We start from the raw sequence: 16,479 nt of genomic DNA, 5'->3' as shown, positions 1-16,479 counted from the left end.
GATGAAGCTGAACCAGATCTCCGACAACAAGGGCGCCCGCAAGACGCGCACCCGCGTGGGCCGTGGCATTGGCTCCGGCCTTGGCAAGACGGCCGGCCGTGGCGGCAAGGGCCAGACCGCTCGTAAGGGCGGCGCAAAGGCCGGTTTCGAAGGCGGCCAGATGCCCATCTACCGCCGTCTGCCGAAGCGCGGCTTCAACAAGCCGAACCCGGTGGAATACAACGAAGTGAACCTTGCCCGCGTGCAGGTTGCCGTCGACTCCAAGAAGCTTGATGGCAAGGCTCCGGTCACGGCGGCTGCGCTTCTCGCCGCCGGCGTCATCTCCAAGCTGGAAGAGGGCGGTGTCCGCCTCATCGGCAAGGAGAAGTTCACGGCCAAGCTTTCCTTCGAGGTCTACTACGCCACGAAGGGCGCCATCGCCGCCGTTGAAAAGGCGGGCGGCAGCGTGAAGATCCTGCGTCCCGCACCGGAAGCCAAGCAGGCTTGATAGACTGCGCTTCAAGGCCCACATAACGGGCTTTGCAGCGGAAGGTGGAGCACGACCATGGCATCAATGGCAGAACAGCTGGCTGCGAACATGAGCTTCAGCGCCCTGGCGAATTCCCAGGAACTGAAGAACCGCATCTGGTTTACCCTTGGCGCCCTGATCGTCTACCGCCTCGGCTCCTACATTCCGATGCCGGGCATCGATTCGATCGCGCTCGAGCAGTTCGCACAGCAGAACTCCGCCGGCATCCTGGGCTGGATGAACAGCCTGGCTGGCGGTGCGCTTGGCCGCATGGCCATCTTCGCGCTGAACGTGATGCCCTACATCTCGGCCTCGATCATCATCCAGCTGATGACCAGCGTCTCGCCGACGCTGGAAGCCCTCAAGAAGGAGGGTGAATCGGGCCGCAAGAAGATCAATCAGTACACCCGCTACTTCACCGTCCTTCTGGCCGCCATGCAGGCCTACGGCATTGCCGTGGGGCTTGAGGGGCAGGGGTCGATCGTCACCGATCCCGGCATGTTCTTCCGCGCCTCCACGGTGATCACGCTCACCGGCGGCACGCTGTTCCTCATGTGGCTCGGCGAACAGATCACCTCGCGCGGCATCGGCAACGGTGTGTCGCTCATCATCTTCGCGGGCATCGTGGCCAACCTGCCGCATGCGCTCGCCGCCATGCTGGAACTCGGGCGCACCGGACAGATGTCCTTCTTCCTCATCCTCGCGATCATGGTCATGGCCTTCGCCGTCATCGCCTTCATCGTGCTCGTGGAGCGCGCCCAGCGCCGCCTTCTGATCCAGTATCCGAAGCGCCAGGTCGGCATGAAGATGACCCAGGCGGAATCCTCGCATCTGCCGATCAAGATCAACACCTCGGGCGTCATCCCGCCGATCTTCGCGTCGTCGTTGCTTCTGCTCCCGATCACGGTGGCCAACTTCTCGGCCGGCAAGGGCCCGGAATGGCTGAACCAGGTGACGGCACTCCTCGGCCACGGCCGCCCGCTCTATCTTGTGCTGTTCGCGGCCCTGATCGTGTTCTTCAGCTTCTTCCAGACCTCGATCATGTTCAATCCGAAGGAAACGGCGGAGAACCTGAAGAAGTCCGGCGGCTTCATCCTCGGCATCCGTCCGGGCGAGAAGACCGCAGAGTATCTCGACTGGATCCTCACCCGCCTCACGGTGATCGGTGCGGCCTATCTGGTCTTCATCTGTCTCATCCCGGAATTCCTCGTGGGCTATTCCGGCATCCCGTTCTACTTCGGCGGTACCTCGCTGCTGATCGTCGTCAGCGTCACGCTTGATACTGTTGCCCAATTGCAGGGACACATGCTGGCCCAGCAATATGGCAAGCTCCTTGAGAAGGCATCTCTGCGGAGCAAGAAGAAATGAACATCATCCTTTTGGGCCCGCCCGGCGCGGGCAAGGGCACCCAGGCCAAGATCCTCGAAGAGATGCATGGCCTGAAGCAGCTCTCGACCGGCGACATGCTGCGCGCGGCCATCGCCGCGGGCACCGAGGTCGGGTTGAAGGCCAAGGCCATCATGGACCGGGGCGACCTGGTTTCGGACGACGTGATCATCGGCATCGTGGCCGACCGCATGGACAAGCCGGACATCAAGGAAGGCGTGACCTTCGACGGCTTCCCGCGCACCCCGGCCCAGGCTGCCGCCCTCGACACCATGCTTGCCGGCCGCAAGCAGAAGCTCAACGCCGTGATCGAGATGAAGGTCAACGACGAAGCCCTGGTCGAGCGCATTGCCGGCCGCTTCACCTGCGCCAAGTGCGGGCAGGGCTATCACGACAAATTCGCCCCGACCAAGAAGGCCGGGACCTGTGACGTGTGCGGGGGAACCGAGTTCACCCGCCGTCCGGACGACAACGAAAAGACGGTCCGTGACCGTCTTCAGGTTTACAACAAACAGACTGCACCTCTGGTTGAGTACTACGCCGGAAAGGGCAATCTGCATGTGATCGACGGCATGGCCGACATCGCCCGGGTGACCGAGGCGATCGGTGCGGTGCTGAAGAAAGTAAAGGGCTGATTTTCGGGCCTTCCATGGGGTTGACGCCTAGGCGATTCACCCCTATGGACACCCAATTCCAGCTTTAATTGGGGCTCGTTTGGGGGATTTCCTCCTCCGGACGCGGCCTCACACGTTTGGGAAATCGTGCGGAACTGACCCGCCGTGCGTTGACCCGAAGACACCAGTTTTGGCTTTAAGCCTTTGAATTGATTGGGAGACTACCAGTGGCCCGTATTGCAGGCGTCAACATTCCGACCAACAAGCGCGTTGAAATCGCGCTGCGTTACATTCACGGCATCGGCCCGGTGAATGCCAAGATCATCTGCAACGAGGTCAAGATTCCGGCCTCCAAGCGCGTCAACGAGTTGTCTGACGCCGAAGTGCTGGCGATCCGCGAAATCATCGACCGCGACTACACGGTGGAGGGTGACCTCCGCCGCGAAGTGGCGATCAACATCAAGCGCCTCACCGACCTCGGCACCTATCGTGGCATGCGCCATCGCAAGGGTCTGCCGGTCCGTGGCCAGCGCACACACACCAACGCCCGCACCCGCAAGGGTCCGGCCAAGCCGATTGCCGGCAAGAAGAAGTGAGGCATTTGATCAATGGCTAAGGAAGCAGCAGCAGCCCGTGGCGGCAAGCGCAAGGAACGCAAGAACGTCTCGTCTGGCGTCGTTCATGTGAACTCCTCGTTCAACAACACCATGATCACCATCACCGACGTGCAGGGCAACACCATTGCCTGGGCCTCGGCCGGCAAGCTTGGTTTCAAGGGCTCGCGCAAGTCGACCCCATACGCGGCCCAGGTGGCTGGCGAACAGGTTGCCCGCGCCGCCATGGAACACGGAATGCGCACGGTTGAAGTGGAAGTCTGCGGTCCGGGTTCGGGTCGTGAATCGGCTCTCCGCGCCCTCCAGGCCGCCGGTCTGCAGGTCACCTCGATCCGCGACGTGACGCCGATTCCGCACAACGGCTGCCGCCCGCCGAAGCGCCGCCGCGTCTAACGGCCTCGTGAACTGAACTTGGACCGGGGAACCTTCTCCGGTCACTGACGGAATTGAAGTGGCAGGCGAATACGCGCCTGCCGGAGGCTCTTGGGAACATGAACATGCAGGTCAATCAGAAGAACTGGCAGGAACTCATCCGCCCCAGCAAGATCGACATCCAGTCCGGCAAGGACAAGCGCCGCGTCGCGACCATCGTCGCCGAACCGCTGGAGCGCGGATTTGGCACGACCCTGGGCAACGCGCTGCGCCGCATCCTGCTGTCTTCGCTTCAGGGCGCTGCCGTGACGTCGGTTCACATCGACGGCGTTCTGCACGAATTCTCGTCCATCGCCGGCGTGCGTGAGGACGTGACGGACATCGTCCTCAACATCAAGGAAATTGCTTTCGCCATGCACGCGGAAGGCCCCAAGCGGATCTCGCTCCGCAAGGAAGGCCCGGGCGTGGTGCGCGCCGGCGACATCCAGCAGACCGCCGACATCCAAATCCTGAACCCCGAGCACGTGATCTGCACCCTCGACCAGGGCGCGGAACTGCGCATGGAGTTCACGGTCAACACCGGCAAGGGCTACGTGCCGGCCGAGAAGAACCGCCCCGAGGATGCGCCGATCGGCCTGATCCCGGTGGACTCGATCTACTCGCCCGTGCGTAAGGTCTCCTACCGCGTGGAAGCCACCCGCGAAGGCCAGGTGCTGGACTACGACAAGCTGATCATGACCGTTGAAACCAATGGCTCGGTGACGCCGGAAGACGCCGTGGCCTATGCCGCGCGCATCCTGCAGGACCAGATCTCGGTGTTCATCAACTTCTCGGAACCCGTCCAGCACGTGGTCGAGGAGCAGCGTTCGGAGCTGCCGTTCAATGCAGCGCTTCTCAAGAAGGTGGACGAGCTCGAACTCTCGGTGCGTTCGGCCAACTGCCTGAAGAACGACAACATCGTCTACATCGGCGATCTCATCCAGAAGACCGAAGCAGAAATGCTGCGCACGCCGAACTTCGGCCGCAAGTCGCTGAACGAGATCAAGGAAGTCCTTGCCCAGATGGGTCTCCATCTCGGCATGGAAGTCTCGAACTGGCCGCCTGAGAACATCGAAGAGCTCGCAAAGAAGCTCGAGACCCATTACTGATTTTGAAGGGCAGGGGCGCTTCGCCGCCCGCCCTCGTGTTGAAGGAGATAGAAAATGCGTCATGGATTTAGCGGCCGCCGCTTCAGCCGTACGACGGAACACCGGAACGCCATGTTCGCCAACATGTCGGCTTCGCTGATCAAGCACGAGCAGATCGTCACCACGCTGCCCAAGGCGAAGGACCTCCGTCCGATCGTCGAGAAGCTCGTGACGCTGGCCAAGAAGGGCGGCCTCCATGCCCGCCGACAGGCCATCTCGCAGATCAAGGACGAAGCGCAGGTCAAGAAGCTCTTCGACGTGCTGGCAGCCCGTTACAAGGACCGCAACGGCGGCTACCTCCGCATCATGAAGGCCGGCTTCCGCTATGGCGACAACGCCCCCGTGGCCGTGATCGAGTTCGTCGACCGCGACGTGAACGAGAAGGGCAAGGATTCGGGCCCGAAGCAGGTCAAGGAAGAAGCACCGGCTGAAGCCGCTGCATAAGCGGCCTTCCATCGAGACATGAAAAAGGCGGGTCCATCGGGCCCGCCTTTTTGCTTGTGGGGTGTGGCTTTCGCCGGCGCCCTTACATTTCCAGCACGTGCTCCACGGCGACGATCTTGTGCTCGCCATAGCCGTTGAAGCGGGTGGCGGTGGCAAGGCCATAGGCACCCACCGTGCCGAACTCGATGTAGTCACCCTCTGCAATCGCTTCGAACAGGTCGAGGCGGTGCGGCAGCACGTCCAGCGGGTCGCAGGTGGGGCCGAAGACCTTCCAGGACTTGGCGTGGCCTTCGATCTCCTTGCCGTCGCGCAGCACGCGGAAGGGCGGGCGGAGATCGGGCGCCTGCATGTATTCCATCAGGCCGCCATAGACGCCGTCGTTGATGAAGATGTCATCGCCATCGGTGCAGACGAGCTTCACACGGGTGAGGAGCGACATGCAGGTGGCGACAAGGCCGCGGCCGGGCTCGCACTCGAGCTTCGGGCGGTTGGCGCCGAAGGTGCGGACGACGGCGTTCTCGATGGCACGGAAGAACACTTCAGGCTCGGGCGCGGTCGAAAGCTCATAGTTGGCGGGGAAGCCGCCGCCCACGTTCAGCGTGCCGATCTCGACGCCGGCCTGCTTGGCAATGCGGGCGGCGGCCTCGATGTGGCGCACATAGACCTGCGGTTCCTTGCTCTGCGAGCCGGGATGGAAGGTGAGAAGCGGGATGTAGCCCAGCGCCACCACTTGCTGCAGCAGCTCGACGCAGGTGTGCTCGGGTGCGCCGAACTTTGTGGAGAAATCGTGGGCCGACGAGCCGCGGTCGCGCGGCAGCACGAGGCGCACGGAAATCTCGACGGTGGCGTCCTTGCCGATCACCTCGTGGATCTTCTGCAGCTCTTCGCGGCAGTCCACGACGAAGCGGCGGCAGCCATAGGTGCCATAGGCGTCGCTGATCTCGCGGCGCGACTTGACCGGGTTGTGATAGTGGAAGCGGGCCTTGGGCTGCACCGCGTGAACGGCAGCCATTTCATGCACGCTCGCCACGTCCCAGGTGGAGATGCCAGCCTCGGCCAGGGTGGCGAGGACCTCACGCGAGGGATTGCACTTCACCGCATAGGTGACGAGGCCCGGGAAGAGGGCGAGGAACTGCTGCGCCCGGGACTTCAGTTCCGTGGCGGAAAAGCAGAACACCGGCTCATCCGGCTGCAGGGCGACGGCGACATCACCGGCGGTTTCATAACCATTGTGCGCGGCGAACTTGGGGGTGATGACGGTGGCTGCAGACATGTGATTCCCTCCGGGGTGATGCCGGAAGATGGCTAGGGAATGCGACGGCTGAAAGACGGCAATGTGTTGCCAAGTGCCGGATGGAGCGTCATAATGACGAAAGTTTCGGCGGAGTGAAGAAATGACCACGGCAAAGGACGATGAACTGCTCGGCCTGCTGCGGCTCAATGCCCGCGAGCCGGTGGCCTCGCTCGCCCGCAAGCTCGGCCTGTCGCGCACCACCGTGCAGGACCGGCTGCGGCGGCTGGAGGAGAACGGCACCATCTCCGGCTACGCGGTGAAGCTCGGCAGCGAATCCCGCGCGGCAGGGCTGGCGGCGATGATTTCGCTCGGCGTCGAGCCCAAGAAGCAGCCGGACGTGGCCCGCGCCGTCTCCCGCATTCCGCAGGTGGAAACGCTTTATGCCGTCAGCGGCAAGTTCGACTATGTAGCGGTGGTCCGTGCCCTCTCGGCGGAGGAGATTGATCGCCTCATAGACCAGATGACGCAGCTTGCGGGCGTGACGGATGTGGAAACATCGGTCATCTTGTCAACAAAACTGGATCGCAGATAACCCCGGCCGGCCCAACGCAGGCGGCACTGACTTTCAAGGACGGACACATTTCAATGCTTCGCATCATCACGGCACTTCTCATCGCGGTTCTCGCCTCAGCTCCCGGCTTCGCCCAGACGGCGAAGCAGGCACCGCATTCGCGGGCCGAGGTCACGCTCTCCTTCGCCCCCGTGGTGAAGCGGGCGGCACCCGCGGTGGTGAACGTATACGCCAAGACGCTTGTGGCCCAGCGCGAAACCGACATGTTCGCCGATCCCTTCTTCCGCCGCTTCTTCGGCGACAATGGCAGCTTCGGGCGCCCGCGCGAGCGGGTGCAGAATTCCCTGGGCTCCGGCGTGATCGTCGACCCTTCGGGCACCATCGTCACCAACAACCACGTTGTCGCGGGCGCCACGGAACTGCGGGTGGTGTTGCCGGACAAGCGTGAATTCGAAGCCAAGGTGCTGCTTGCGGACGAACGCACCGACCTTGCCGTGCTCAAGATCGACATGAAGGGCGAGCGACTTGCCGCACTTCCCTTCGCCAATTCCGATGACCTCGAAGTGGGCGACCTCGTGCTCGCCATCGGCAATCCCTTCGGCGTCGGCCAGACGGTGACGAGCGGCATCGTCTCGGCACTCGCCCGGACGCGCGTCGGCGTAACCGACTACCAGTTCTTCATCCAGACCGATGCCGCCATCAACCCCGGCAACTCGGGTGGCGCGCTTGTGAACATGCAGGGCGAGCTTGTGGGCATCAACACCGCCATCTTCTCGAAGACCGGCGGCTCGGTGGGCATCGGCTTCTCCATTCCCTCGAACATGGTGCAGACCGTGGTGGACAGTGCGGAGTCCGGTGACGGCAAGATCCACCGTCCGTGGCTTGGCGTGCAATTGCAGGACGTGACGCCCGACCTTGCCGACAGCCTGGGTCTCGCCCGGCCGGAAGGCGCACTCATCGCCAAGCTCCATCCGAAGAGCCCGCTCGCCGCCGCTGGCCTGAAGCGCGGCGACGTTCTCATCGGCCTTGAAGGCCGCGCCATCGAGAGCGCCCAGGAATTCGGCTTCCGCATCGGCACAGGCAAGATCGGCGAGCGCCGCATCGTGGATTACCGCCGTGGCGACCAGGAGTTCGAGGCCCGCATCGACCTCGTGGCGGCGCCCGAAACCACGCCGCGCGACCCTTGGGACGTCAAGGCGAATTCGCCCTTCGATGGCATCACGGTCGAGAACCTCTCGCCCGCCGTCGCCGAGGAAGTGGGCATGAGCGCCGAGTCTGAAGGTGTCGTCATCACGGCAGTGGGCAATGGCCCGGCCCAGCGTTTCTTCAAGAAGGGCGACCTTCTGCTCTTCGTGAACCGCAGCGAGATCACCAAGGTGCAGGACCTGCGCGATGCGCTGGCCCAGCAGCCGTCGAGCTGGTCGATCGGCATCGGGCGCGACGGCAAGCAGCTCAACATCCGCCTGCGCTGATGAGCAATCTCTTCGATGCGGGCGGTGTGACGCGCGAGGGCCCGCGCCCTCTCGCCGACCGCCTGCGTCCGCAGAAGCTCTCGGACGTCGTGGGGCAGGACCATCTTGTTGGTCCGGACGGCACGCTCACCCGCATGCTGGCGGCAGGGCGCATTCCCTCGATCATCCTGTGGGGGCCGCCCGGCACGGGCAAGACCACCATGGCGCGGCTGCTGGCGGGTGAAACCGGGCTCGTCTTCGAACAGATGTCGGCCATCTTCTCCGGCGTTGCCGATCTGAAGAAGGCCTTTGACCAGGCCCGCATGCGGCGCGAGCAGGGACGCTCCACGCTGCTCTTCGTCGATGAAATCCACCGCTTCAACAAATCCCAGCAGGACAGCTTCCTGCCCTTCGTCGAGGACGGCACGATCACGCTGGTGGGCGCCACCACGGAGAACCCTTCGTTCGAGTTGAACGGTGCGCTTCTCTCACGCTGTCAGGTGCTGGTGCTCAACCGTTTGAGCGAGGAGGCGCTGGAGGCGCTGATCCGCCGGGCCGAGGTGTTCGAGCGCCGCGCCCTGCCGCTCGATGGCGAGGCGCGCACCGCGCTCATCACCATGGCCGACGGTGACGGCCGCTATTTCCTCAATCTGGTGGAGGAGGTCTTTGCCGGCGTGCCGGAAGGAACGCCCGCCATCGGCGCAGAAGCGCTGGGCAAGATCGTTGCCAAGCGCCTGCCGCTCTACGACAAGGCGGCGGATGGCCACTACAACCTGATCTCGGCGCTCCACAAGTCGGTGCGGGGATCCGATCCCGATGCCGCGCTTTACTATCTCGCCCGCATGCTGACGGCAGGCGAAGACCCGCTGTTCATCGCGCGCCGGCTGGTGCGGATGGCGAACGAGGACGTGGGGCTGGCCGATCCTGAGGCCGTGACACAGGCGCTCGCTGCCAAGGACACCTATGAATTCCTGGGCTCACCCGAGGGCGAACTGGCCCTCGCACAGGCCTGTGTCTACATCGCCAGCGCGCCCAAATCGAATGCGCTCTACACCGCCTTCAAGTCGGCCATGGCGCGGGCCAAGGAGACGGGCTCGCTGATGCCGCCCAAGATCATCCTGAACGCGCCCACCAAGATGATGAAGCAGCAGGACTATGGCGCGGGTTACCGCTACGACCACGATGAACCCGATGCCTTCTCGGGCCAGAACTATTTCCCCGATGCCATGCCGCGCCAGCGCTTCTACGATCCCGTGGAGCGGGGTTTCGAGCGTGAGTTGAAGAAGCGTCTCGACTACTGGGCCAAGCTGCGGAAAGAACGCGGTTGATCAGAAGGCGGCGCGGATCATTTCCGCATGGCGCGCCAGCACCGCCTGTTCGGCCATGCCGCCCACATGGGGCTTCACGCTGTCGCCCGTCTTGAGCGGCAGGATGTGGAAGTGCAGGTGGAAGACGGTCTGCCCCGCAGGCGCCTCGTTATACTGGCGGATCTGGCAGCCCTCGGCGCCCATGCCCTTCACCGCCGCCTTCGCCACCTTCTGCACCGTGGCGATCAGTTTCGCCAGCACCGCCGGATCGGCATCCAGCAGATTGCGCGAGCCGCGCTTGGGGATGACGAGGCAATGGCCATCCACCATCGGCATCACGTCCATGAAGGCGTAGGCGTGCTCGTCCTCGTAGATCTTGTGAGAGGGGATTTCACCCCGGAGGATCTTGCCGAAGATGTTGTTGGGATCGTAGGCGGTCATGAGGTTCTCCCGTTGGCGAGCCAGTCGCTGAAATCCTTGAGGGCCCGAGAGGTATAGGCGCGCTTGCGGGCGACACCCTTCTCTGAATGCTTGAGGCCCTTGGTCGAATAATCCGTGGGCGGAGGAAAAAGCCCGAAGTTCACGTTCATGGGCTGGAAGGACGAGCGCGGACCGTCGGTCGTCACCAGATGCCCGCCGGTGATGTGGGCAATGAGGGCGCCGTGGGCAGTGGTGGGCGGCGGCACGGTGAAGGCCTCGCCCTTGCTCTCGGCAGCGGCCATGCGGCCCGCCATGATGCCCATGGCGGCGCTTTCCACATAGCCTTCGACGCCGGTGATCTGGCCGGCAAAGCGGAGGCGGGGATCGGCCTTGAGGCGCATCAGGCCATCCAGCACCTTGGGCGAGTTCAGGAAGGTGTTGCGGTGGAGGCCACCCAGCCGGGCAAACTCGGCATTCTCGAGCCCGGGGATGGTGCGGAAGACCCGCACCTGCTCGGCATACTTCAGCTTCGTCTGGAAGCCGACCATGTTGTAGAGCGTGCCCAGCGCATTGTCCTGGCGCAGCTGCACGACCGCGTAGGCCTTCACCGTGGGATTATGGGCATTGGTGAGGCCCATGGGCTTCATGGGGCCGTGGCGCAGCGTCTCGGGGCCGCGTTCGGCCATCACCTCGATGGGCAGGCAGCCATCGAAATAGGGGGTGGATTTCTCCCATTCCTTGAAGTCGCCCTTCTCGCCCTCGTTGAGGGCCCGGATGAAGGCGTCGTACTGGGCCTTGTCCATGGGGCAGTTGATGTAGTCCTTGCCGGTGCCGCCGGGCCCCACCTTGTCGTAGCGGGACTGGAACCAGGCCACCTCCATGTTGATGCTCTCGCGGTGAACGATGGGGGCGATGGCATCGAAGAAGGCGAGGTCCTCCTCACCCGTGAGCTTGCGGACGGCCTCGGCGAGGGCAGACGAGGTGAGGGGGCCGGTGGCGATGATCACCTTGTCCCAGTCGGCGGGCGGCAGGCCGGCCACTTCGCCGCGGTCGATGGTGATGAGCGGATGGGCCGAGATGAGCCGCGTAACCTCCTCCGAAAAGCCGTCCCGGTCCACGGCAAGGGCGCCACCGGCCGGTACCTGATGGCGGGCGGCAACCGCCATCACCAGCGATCCGGCGAGGCGCATTTCCTCGTGCAGCAGGCCCACCGCATTCTGGTCCTTGTCGTCGCTGCGGAAGGAGTTGGAGCAGACAAGCTCGGCGAGCCCGTCGCTTTTATGGGCATCGGTCTTAACCATGGGGCGCATTTCGTGCAGCACCACGGGGACGCCGGCATTGGCGATGGCCCAGGCCGCTTCCGAGCCCGCCATACCGCCGCCGATCACATGAACAGGAGTTAACATGAGGACCGGGTATCACACTCGCGGACAATGGAAAACCCGCGTCTTCCGGGGCTTGCCTTTTTATATTGGAGGTGTAGGCAGGCTTCATGCTGTCGGTCTACGGAACAGAGAACGGATGCCTCATCGAACACCCGCGCGAACAGGCGCTGGCGGTGCTGCAGCAGGCTGTCTGGATCGACATGGTGGAGCCTTCCTCGGAAGAGGAAAAGGACGTGGAAGCGGCCATGGGGATCGACATCCCGACCCGTGGCGAACTGGAAGAGATCGAGGCTTCGAGCCGACTCTACCAGGAAGACGGCGCTGCCTTCATGACCGCCAACCTGATCCGCCGCGGCGAGGAAGACCGTCCGGAATCGAGCCCGGTCACCTTCATCATCAAGGGCAACCAGCTCATCACCATCCGCTATCATCACCCGCAGGCCTTCCCGGTCTACATCAAGCAGGCGATGAAACCCCAGGCCACATCCATGACCGGCTGGGGTGTGTTGATCAGCCTGCTCGAAGCCGTGGTTGACCGCGCCGCCGATCATCTCGAGCGCGTCGGCGCCATCGTCGACGATACCTCGAAGCAGGTCTTCGACACCTCCTTCGTGCAGCGCCCGGCCCGCAAGGGTGTGCGCCGCCGCAAGAAGCCGAAGAACCTCGAGGAGCTGCTGGGCAAGGTTGGCGAGGAAGGCGACTTCACCTCGAAGATGCGCGAAAGCCTGGTCTCCATCGGGCGCATGGTGGCCTACATGCAGGCGATCATCGACCAGACCAAGCTCACCAAGGAAATGAAAGAGAACCGCGCCCGCATCAAGATTCTGCAGCGCGATATCGTCTCGCTCACCGATCACTCGAGCTTCCTCTCGGGCAAGATCAGCTTCCTGCTGGATGCGGTGCTGGGCATGATCTCGATCGAGCAGAACGGCATCATCAAGATCTTTACCGTGGCCTCCATGGTGTTCATGCCGCCCACCCTTGTGGCCTCGGTCTACGGCATGAATTTCAAGTTCATGCCCGAGCTGGATTTCGCCTTTGGCTACCCGTGGGCGATCTTCCTCATGGCCTTCTCCGCTATCCTGCCGTGGGTCTATTTCAAGCGGAAGGGCTGGCTCTGATGTCTCGCCCGCATGAGGGCGCGACACATCAGCCGGAGCGCACCTGATGGCTGAAGTGAAGCGCCACGTGGTCTCCGCCGATGAAGACGGCATGCGCCTCGACCGCTGGTTCAAGGTGCATTTCCCGCAGGTGACCTTCGCCTATCTCAACAAGCTCACCCGCACCGGGCAGGTGCGCGTGGGAGCAGGGCGCTGCAAGACCAACACGCGCCTGGTGCAGGGCCAGGAAATCCGCGTGCCGCCGCTTGCCTTCGACACGCGGCCCGCCGATCAGCCCAAGGGCGACGTGAAGCCGCTCTCGAAGGAGGAGCGCCGCTTCTTCGACTCGATGATCATCCACGAGGACAAGGACCTCTATGTCCTCAACAAGCCCTCGGGCTTTGCGGTGCAGGGCGGCACCAAGACCCACCGTCATCTCGACGGCCTGCTGATGGGCCTCGCCGGCGAGAAGGGCGAGCGTCCGCTGCTGGTGCACCGCCTCGACCGCGATACCTCGGGCGTCATCGTGGTGGCGAAGCGCCGGGCCGTGGCCTCGGCGCTGGGCAAGCTTTTTGCCACGCGCAACATCAAGAAGACCTATTGGGCTGTGGTGAAGGGCGTGCCCGTGCCGCACCAGGGGCGGATCGACGTCGCCCTCGTCAAGGCCAAGAGCGAAGACGGGGACCGCATGCGCGCCTCCCGCGATGGCGAGGAGGAGGACGAGCAGCGCGCCGTCACCCACTACAACGTGCTCGATCACGCCAAGGTGGCGGCGTGGATGTCGCTTCGTCCGCAGACCGGACGACAGCATCAGCTCCGCGCCCACATGGACCACCTGGGCACGCCCATTTATGGCGACAACAAATACAATGGCGACAGTGACTTGCCGGACGGTGTGGAGAACCGGCTTCATCTCCACGCCCGGCGCCTCGTCTTCCCGCATCCGCGCGGCGGAACCGTTGACGTGACGGCGCCGTTGCCCGAGCACATGCTCGCCACCTTCAAGATCTTCGGCTTTGATCCCAAGCGATTTGACCGCGATGACGAGTGAGACCGAGAGCGACGACGAGCGCATGCGCCGCCTGATGAAGGACCGCTACGAGCGGCCCTTGCCGAAGCGCTTCTATGCCACCGCAAGTATTGGCCCGGAGAACGAGATCCTGCTCGATGGCCGCGCCGTGAAGACGCCGATGAAGGCGCGGCTTGTGCTGCCCACCCGCAAGCTTGCGGAAGCGATTGCGCAGGAGTGGCAGGCGCAGGAGCAGGTGATCAATCCCGGTCTCATGCCGCTCACCAAATATGCCAACACGGCGATCGACCGGGCGGTATCGGAGCGCGACTCTGTGCTCTCCGATTTCGAAAAATATGCGGGCTCCGATCTCGTCTGCTACCGGGCCGACAAGCCGCCCGCGCTGGTGGACATGCAGGCGCTGCATTGGAACCCGGTCATCGCCGATGCCGCCACGCATCTGGGTGCCACCTTCAGGACGGCAACCGGCATTGTCCACGTGGCGCAGGATGCGCACGCTACCGCCGCGGCCAGGGCCGCCGCTGCCGCCCTCGATCCCTTCCGGCTGACGGTGCTTTACAACCTCACCACGCTCACCGGATCGGCCCTTCTCTCCCTGATGCTGGTGGCGGGCCGCGCCAGCCCGGAGCAGGGCTGGGCCGCCGCCCATGTGGACGAGGACTACCAGATCGCCGAATGGGGGACTGACGACGAGGCCATGGCCCGCCGCGCCGCCCGCCGCATGGACCATGACGCGCTCACCGGCATGCTGGACCTGCTCGCCGGTTAACCACAGGCTTGAATTGGCCCGGGGATGCGCCATATCTCGGTCATGATCGCAGCCCAAGAAGCCCGGCAACAAGGACGGACCCTTTCCATGAACCTGAAGCTCATCGCTGCCCTTTCCGTTGCCACGCTGCTGACCGCAGGCGCGGTTCTGGCCCAGTCGGCCCCGCCCGACCTCGTCTCGGCCTACAAGGCGGGCGTTGCCGCCGCCAAGTGCAACCTGGGGCTGGATCCGGCCAAGGAAAGCGCATTGGGCGATGCCGTGCAGCGCACCGAGCAGAAGAGCGGCCTTGATCAGGGCGCGCTCGATGCCCTGTGGTCCGACACGCAGGCCGCCTTCGATGCCGACAATGCCGGCTTCTGCGGCGCTGCCGCCGGTGAAATCGACAAGACCATCGCGCGCGCCAAGTAACGGGCTGAGGAATAGGCATTCCGCCGCCCATCGGCTTGGGGTAGTTTAATCCCATGCCGCATGACCACCACGATCACGACCATCCCGAACACAGCGAGCTTTCGCCCATAGAACTCCGGGTGAGGGCACTCGAGTCCATTCTCGTTGAGAAGGGCTATGTTGATCCCGCTGCCGTCGATGCCATCATCCAGACCTACGAGACGGAGATCGGCCCGCACCGCGGGGCGCGCGTCGTCGCCATGGCGTGGAGCGATCCGGCCTTCGCCGACTGGCTCAAGCAGGACGCCACGGCAGCCATCGCTTCGCTGGGCTATTCCGGCCGCCAGGGCGAGCACATGGCGGCGCTCTTCAACACCGACACGCTGCACAACATGGTCGTCTGCACCCTGTGCTCCTGCTACCCGTGGACGGTGCTGGGCCTGCCGCCCGTCTGGTACAAGGCGCCGCCCTATCGCGCCCGCGCCATCAAGGAGCCGCGCGCCGTGCTCGCCGAATTCGGCCTGACGCTGCCCGCAACCACCGAAGTGCGGGTGTGGGATTCGACCGCCGAGATGCGCTACCTGGTGGTGCCGCAGCGCCCCAAGGGCACCGAGCGCTGGAGCGAGGAGAAACTCGCCGGTCTCGTCACCCGCGACTCGATGATCGGCACCGGTCTTGCGAGGGCTGCACAATGATCGGCGCACAGGACCTGGGCGGACGGCCCGGCTTCGGCCCCATCAATCCGGAGAAGGATGAACCTGTTTTCCACGCCGGCTGGGAACGCCGCGTGCTGGGCTTCACGGTTGCCATGGGTGCCACCGGCACGTGGACAGGCGACCAGGGCCGCCACAAACGGGAACAGCTGCCACCAAGCTTCTACTGGACGGCAAACTACTACGACATCTGGCTCACGGCGCTCACCGAGCTTCTTGCCGAGCGCGGCATGGTGACGGAGCGCGATCTCGAGGCGGGTCACGCGGTCGATCCGCCGAAGCCGCCGCCCCGCGTTCTGAAGGCCGAGAACGTGAAGGCGACACTGTCCAAGGGCTGGCCCTATGCCCGCGAGGCAAAGGCCCCTGCGGCCTTTGCGGTGGGTGACACCGTGCGCACTATCCGCAACGAGACGCCGGGCCACACGCGCCTTCCGGCCTATGCCATGGAGAAGAACGGCGTGATCGAGGCGGTGCGCGGCTGCCATGTCTTCCCGGATTCGAACGGCATGGGGCAGGGCGAAGACCCGCGCTGGCTCTACACCGTGCGCTTCACAGCGAAGGAACTCTGGGGCACGGAATCGCCCGACAGCATGTGCCTCGACCTCTGGGAGCCCTATCTTGTCCGCCGCTGAGCCCAAGGTGGAAAAGCCTTTCAGCGCACCCTGGGAGGCGCAGGTCTTCGCGCTCGCCGTGAAGCTCAACGAAGCGGGTCTCTTCACTTGGAACGAATGGGCGGCGACCCTTGGCGCAGAACTCGCCCGTGAGCCGGAGCGGCCCTATTACGAGTCCTGGCTCGCGGCGCTGGAGCGAATCTCGGAATGCCATGGCGCCATGACCGGGCCCGAACGCATCGCCCGGATCGCCGCCTGGGACCGGGCCGCCAAGGCCACGCCCCATGGCCAGCCCATCCTGCTGGAAAATGCCGGAAAGACGCCCGGACCCTCCTTTGACTTTTCGCCAGTTTGACCCTGCCGGGCGGGGCTGCTT

The 16,479-nt window shown here is 64.1% G+C and carries 20 protein-coding genes; 17 read left to right on the top strand and 3 right to left on the bottom strand.

The genetic code is table 11. The features are described from left to right. The first annotated feature begins 1 nt into the window (after position 1). The 7 genes from rplO to rplQ all read left to right on the top strand — a co-directional run bounded on the left by rplO (position 2) and on the right by rplQ (position 5,125). Entirely contained in the window at positions 2 to 487 is a 486-nt protein-coding gene (rplO, locus tag QM801_RS08795; protein ID WP_415018836.1) for a 50S ribosomal protein L15, read from the top strand. A gap of 57 nt (positions 488 to 544) precedes the next feature. Next, positions 545 to 1,876: a preprotein translocase subunit SecY gene (gene secY / locus QM801_RS08790; protein WP_415018835.1), complete on the top strand. Its 1,332-nt coding sequence runs from the start codon at positions 545 to 547 to the stop codon at positions 1,874 to 1,876. Then, positions 1,873 to 2,529: an adenylate kinase gene (locus QM801_RS08785; protein ID WP_415018834.1), complete on the top strand. Its 657-nt coding sequence runs from the start codon at positions 1,873 to 1,875 to the stop codon at positions 2,527 to 2,529. Before secY ends, QM801_RS08785 begins: the two co-directional genes overlap by 4 nt. A 206-nt stretch (positions 2,530 to 2,735) precedes the next feature. Next, entirely contained in the window at positions 2,736 to 3,104 is a 369-nt protein-coding gene (gene rpsM, locus QM801_RS08780; RefSeq protein ID WP_415018833.1) for a 30S ribosomal protein S13, read from the top strand. A 12-nt stretch (positions 3,105 to 3,116) separates the two neighbouring features. After that, complete coding sequence (gene rpsK, locus QM801_RS08775; RefSeq protein ID WP_415018832.1) at positions 3,117 to 3,515, top strand: 30S ribosomal protein S11; 399 nt, start codon at positions 3,117 to 3,119, stop codon at positions 3,513 to 3,515. Between the two features lie 104 nt (positions 3,516 to 3,619). Next, the gene (locus QM801_RS08770) at positions 3,620 to 4,642 is read left to right on the top strand and encodes a DNA-directed RNA polymerase subunit alpha (RefSeq protein WP_415018831.1); all 1,023 of its coding nucleotides are present in this window, start codon (positions 3,620 to 3,622) and stop codon (positions 4,640 to 4,642) included. Between the two features lie 54 nt (positions 4,643 to 4,696). Beyond that, positions 4,697 to 5,125, top strand: a complete 429-nt coding sequence (gene rplQ / locus QM801_RS08765; protein WP_415018830.1) for a 50S ribosomal protein L17 — start codon at positions 4,697 to 4,699, stop codon at positions 5,123 to 5,125. Positions 5,126 to 5,207: 82 nt separating this feature from the next. Here the strand turns inward: rplQ and QM801_RS08760 are convergent, their stop codons facing one another. After that, positions 5,208 to 6,398: a type III PLP-dependent enzyme gene (locus tag QM801_RS08760; RefSeq protein WP_415018829.1), complete on the bottom strand. Its 1,191-nt coding sequence runs from the start codon at positions 6,396 to 6,398 to the stop codon at positions 5,208 to 5,210. A gap of 121 nt (positions 6,399 to 6,519) precedes the next feature. Between QM801_RS08760 and QM801_RS08755 the strand changes: the two genes are divergently transcribed. From QM801_RS08755 to QM801_RS08745, 3 genes are read left to right on the top strand one after another with little or no spacing between them, the layout of a single operon-like run. Next, a complete protein-coding gene (locus QM801_RS08755) occupies positions 6,520 to 6,951 on the top strand; it encodes an Lrp/AsnC family transcriptional regulator (RefSeq protein ID WP_415018828.1) in 432 nt (143 codons plus the stop codon). 53 nt (positions 6,952 to 7,004) lie between these two features. Next, positions 7,005 to 8,402: a DegQ family serine endoprotease gene (locus tag QM801_RS08750; RefSeq protein ID WP_415018827.1), complete on the top strand. Its 1,398-nt coding sequence runs from the start codon at positions 7,005 to 7,007 to the stop codon at positions 8,400 to 8,402. Then, positions 8,402 to 9,709 carry a replication-associated recombination protein A gene (locus QM801_RS08745; protein ID WP_415018826.1) on the top strand — a complete coding sequence of 436 codons (1,308 nt, stop codon included), beginning with the start codon at positions 8,402 to 8,404 and terminating at the stop codon, positions 9,707 to 9,709. The genes QM801_RS08750 and QM801_RS08745 overlap by 1 nt, the downstream gene beginning before the upstream one ends. On the opposite strand, the gene QM801_RS08740 is transcribed toward QM801_RS08745, so the two are convergent. After that, the gene (locus QM801_RS08740; protein ID WP_415018825.1) at positions 9,710 to 10,129 is read right to left on the bottom strand and encodes an HIT family protein; all 420 of its coding nucleotides are present in this window, start codon (positions 10,127 to 10,129) and stop codon (positions 9,710 to 9,712) included. Then, complete coding sequence (trmFO, locus tag QM801_RS08735; RefSeq protein ID WP_415018824.1) at positions 10,126 to 11,514, bottom strand: methylenetetrahydrofolate--tRNA-(uracil(54)-C(5))-methyltransferase (FADH(2)-oxidizing) TrmFO; 1,389 nt, start codon at positions 11,512 to 11,514, stop codon at positions 10,126 to 10,128. Before trmFO ends, QM801_RS08740 begins: the two co-directional genes overlap by 4 nt. Before the next feature lie 86 nt (positions 11,515 to 11,600). Between trmFO and QM801_RS08730 the strand changes: the two genes are divergently transcribed. The 7 genes from QM801_RS08730 to QM801_RS08700 all read left to right on the top strand — a co-directional run bounded on the left by QM801_RS08730 (position 11,601) and on the right by QM801_RS08700 (position 16,458). Next, positions 11,601 to 12,614: a magnesium transporter CorA family protein gene (locus QM801_RS08730; protein WP_415018823.1), complete on the top strand. Its 1,014-nt coding sequence runs from the start codon at positions 11,601 to 11,603 to the stop codon at positions 12,612 to 12,614. Positions 12,615 to 12,660: 46 nt separating this feature from the next. Continuing rightward, positions 12,661 to 13,644: an RluA family pseudouridine synthase gene (locus QM801_RS08725; RefSeq protein ID WP_415018822.1), complete on the top strand. Its 984-nt coding sequence runs from the start codon at positions 12,661 to 12,663 to the stop codon at positions 13,642 to 13,644. Further along, positions 13,634 to 14,392 carry an ATP12 family chaperone protein gene (locus QM801_RS08720; RefSeq protein ID WP_415018821.1) on the top strand — a complete coding sequence of 253 codons (759 nt, stop codon included), beginning with the start codon at positions 13,634 to 13,636 and terminating at the stop codon, positions 14,390 to 14,392. Before QM801_RS08725 ends, QM801_RS08720 begins: the two co-directional genes overlap by 11 nt. Positions 14,393 to 14,479: 87 nt before the next feature. Further along, positions 14,480 to 14,800 carry a hypothetical protein gene (locus QM801_RS08715; protein ID WP_415018820.1) on the top strand — a complete coding sequence of 107 codons (321 nt, stop codon included), beginning with the start codon at positions 14,480 to 14,482 and terminating at the stop codon, positions 14,798 to 14,800. A 53-nt stretch (positions 14,801 to 14,853) separates the two neighbouring features. After that, positions 14,854 to 15,474, top strand: a complete 621-nt coding sequence (gene nthA / locus QM801_RS08710; RefSeq protein ID WP_415018819.1) for a nitrile hydratase subunit alpha — start codon at positions 14,854 to 14,856, stop codon at positions 15,472 to 15,474. Then, positions 15,471 to 16,124, top strand: coding sequence for a nitrile hydratase subunit beta (gene nthB, locus QM801_RS08705; protein WP_415018818.1), 654 nt, complete (start codon positions 15,471 to 15,473; stop codon positions 16,122 to 16,124). Before nthA ends, nthB begins: the two co-directional genes overlap by 4 nt. Further along, a complete protein-coding gene (locus QM801_RS08700) occupies positions 16,111 to 16,458 on the top strand; it encodes a nitrile hydratase accessory protein (RefSeq protein WP_415018817.1) in 348 nt (115 codons plus the stop codon). Before nthB ends, QM801_RS08700 begins: the two co-directional genes overlap by 14 nt. Positions 16,459 to 16,479 lie beyond the last annotated feature (21 nt).

This window comes from Aestuariivirga sp., assembly GCF_047600585.1.
In the GTDB taxonomy this organism is placed as follows: domain Bacteria; phylum Pseudomonadota; class Alphaproteobacteria; order Rhizobiales; family Aestuariivirgaceae; genus Aestuariivirga.
Note: the sequence above shows the minus strand (reverse complement) of the source record. Positions and strands in the feature narration are given on the sequence as shown.

What these genes read in the sequence shown, in the direction of transcription:
- rplO (WP_415018836.1), top strand. Translation starts at nt 2, where the DNA reads ATGAAGCTGAACCAGATCTCCGACAACAAGGGCGCCCGCAAGACGCGC.
- secY (WP_415018835.1), top strand. Translation starts at nt 545, where the DNA reads ATGGCATCAATGGCAGAACAGCTGGCTGCGAACATGAGCTTCAGCGCC.
- QM801_RS08785 (WP_415018834.1), top strand. Translation starts at nt 1,873, where the DNA reads ATGAACATCATCCTTTTGGGCCCGCCCGGCGCGGGCAAGGGCACCCAG.
- rpsK (WP_415018832.1), top strand. Translation starts at nt 3,117, where the DNA reads ATGGCTAAGGAAGCAGCAGCAGCCCGTGGCGGCAAGCGCAAGGAACGC.
- QM801_RS08770 (WP_415018831.1), top strand. Translation starts at nt 3,620, where the DNA reads ATGCAGGTCAATCAGAAGAACTGGCAGGAACTCATCCGCCCCAGCAAG.
- rplQ (WP_415018830.1), top strand. Translation starts at nt 4,697, where the DNA reads ATGCGTCATGGATTTAGCGGCCGCCGCTTCAGCCGTACGACGGAACAC.
- QM801_RS08760 (WP_415018829.1), bottom strand. Translation starts at nt 6,398, where the DNA reads ATGTCTGCAGCCACCGTCATCACCCCCAAGTTCGCCGCGCACAATGGT.
- QM801_RS08755 (WP_415018828.1), top strand. Translation starts at nt 6,520, where the DNA reads ATGACCACGGCAAAGGACGATGAACTGCTCGGCCTGCTGCGGCTCAAT.
- QM801_RS08750 (WP_415018827.1), top strand. Translation starts at nt 7,005, where the DNA reads ATGCTTCGCATCATCACGGCACTTCTCATCGCGGTTCTCGCCTCAGCT.
- QM801_RS08745 (WP_415018826.1), top strand. Translation starts at nt 8,402, where the DNA reads ATGAGCAATCTCTTCGATGCGGGCGGTGTGACGCGCGAGGGCCCGCGC.
- QM801_RS08740 (WP_415018825.1), bottom strand. Translation starts at nt 10,129, where the DNA reads ATGACCGCCTACGATCCCAACAACATCTTCGGCAAGATCCTCCGGGGT.
- trmFO (WP_415018824.1), bottom strand. Translation starts at nt 11,514, where the DNA reads ATGTTAACTCCTGTTCATGTGATCGGCGGCGGTATGGCGGGCTCGGAA.
- QM801_RS08730 (WP_415018823.1), top strand. Translation starts at nt 11,601, where the DNA reads ATGCTGTCGGTCTACGGAACAGAGAACGGATGCCTCATCGAACACCCG.
- QM801_RS08725 (WP_415018822.1), top strand. Translation starts at nt 12,661, where the DNA reads ATGGCTGAAGTGAAGCGCCACGTGGTCTCCGCCGATGAAGACGGCATG.
- QM801_RS08720 (WP_415018821.1), top strand. Translation starts at nt 13,634, where the DNA reads ATGACGAGTGAGACCGAGAGCGACGACGAGCGCATGCGCCGCCTGATG.
- QM801_RS08715 (WP_415018820.1), top strand. Translation starts at nt 14,480, where the DNA reads ATGAACCTGAAGCTCATCGCTGCCCTTTCCGTTGCCACGCTGCTGACC.
- nthA (WP_415018819.1), top strand. Translation starts at nt 14,854, where the DNA reads ATGCCGCATGACCACCACGATCACGACCATCCCGAACACAGCGAGCTT.
- nthB (WP_415018818.1), top strand. Translation starts at nt 15,471, where the DNA reads ATGATCGGCGCACAGGACCTGGGCGGACGGCCCGGCTTCGGCCCCATC.